Origin of the sequence: Neoalteromonas facilis (assembly GCF_002807665.1) — a bacterium.
Taxonomy (GTDB): Bacteria; Pseudomonadota; Gammaproteobacteria; order Enterobacterales; family Alteromonadaceae; genus Alteromonas_E; species Alteromonas_E facilis.
In genome coordinates this window covers 1-1155 of sequence record NZ_PEAY01000014.1, presented here as the reverse complement: position 1 = coordinate 1155, position 1155 = coordinate 1, and the positions used below count along the sequence as shown (strand labels likewise).

Genomic DNA, 1155 nt, shown 5'->3' with positions numbered 1-1155 from the left:
AGCAATCAGCCCCTAGCAGAGATTCTGGAGGAGCTGGAACATTGAACAAATCACAGAACGCCTGGTTGGTAATGATGATTTTTCTGTGCTCATCCTCCACCAACACCGCGTCATTGAGGTTTTTAATCAGAGCTTTGTAGCGCAATAATTCAAGATCACTCATTCAGAATCACAAACAAAATGTAGTTAACTCGTAAAACAGCAAAGATGTGTGTTTATGCATTTGGCTACTGCTAAATATAGCAGTGTTATTAATAGCTACAGCTCATAGAACAATCTTGTTCACTATTTTTTGAAAACTTCTTAGCACTTACAGCAAACCTGAACATTGTTATGAATAAAGAGTTGAAAGGGGCTGCTTGATACTAAAGTATCAAATTTAGCATCGACTTCTCTAAATCGTGTTTTCATTGTGAAAAATCAACTTATAAGCATTTATATACACAATTAAATCCTAAGGAGAAATATCATGAAACATACATTCATAGGCGCCTTGCTACTGATGACATTATTGGCATGCTCGCAAAATATAGACGGCGATATCATTGTGTCGGCAGAGGGCGCTATTGTTAAGCTTGAAGAAGCTAGTTCAATTATTAATTCAATAAATAGTATTGATGATGCCAAAGCGGTGGAATCTAAACTTTCTGAGCTAGGAAAAGATTACTCTGATTTAATGGGGAAAATTTCGGCGTACGATCAAACAGATCAGGAAGTAGCATTAAAACTAGCATCGCTAATGCCTAAAGTTGCGACGACATATCAAGTTCTGATTTCAGAGGTAAATGCGTTACAGAGCAGGGATACTGAAGCTGCTCAGATCGTTATTGATGAATTAAAGGCTTTTCAACCTCGCTAAAGCTACTTCTCTGATGCTAAAGGAGCACACTGAAAGTTTAATTGTGGATTGTTGTGGGGGGCTTTGTTTTGTTTTAAATGGTTTCAAAGTTATCTCGGTACCACAGACAACCTGAAGGGTATATTAGGGAATAGCAATGAATCATGAATTATTACGCTACAAAGCCCTGATTAAAAACCTCAATGACGCGGTGTTGGTGGAGGATGAGCACAGAAAAATCATCATTACCAACCAGGCGTTCTGTGATTTGTTCAATGTTCCAGCTCCTCCAGAATCTCTGCTAGGGGCTGATTGCT

Annotated in this window: 3 protein-coding genes; 2 read left to right on the top strand and 1 reads right to left on the bottom strand. The window is 38.4% G+C overall.

What is annotated here, in order from left to right; translation table 11 throughout:
- Positions 1-163: PAS domain-containing protein (locus CSH93_RS18300; protein ID WP_124749007.1), on the bottom strand; the 163-nt coding region annotated here is incomplete at its 3' end.
- A gap of 306 nt (positions 164-469) precedes the next feature.
- Here CSH93_RS18300 and CSH93_RS17765 point away from each other — a divergent pair.
- Both CSH93_RS17765 and CSH93_RS18295 read left to right on the top strand, forming a co-directional pair.
- Positions 470-859 (top strand): putative periplasmic lipoprotein, encoded by a 390-nt coding sequence (locus CSH93_RS17765; protein ID WP_100644713.1) that lies wholly within the window; start codon positions 470-472, stop codon positions 857-859.
- A gap of 136 nt (positions 860-995) precedes the next feature.
- The coding region (locus CSH93_RS18295) for a PAS domain-containing protein (protein ID WP_124749006.1) at positions 996-1155 on the top strand (160 nt) is incomplete at its 3' end.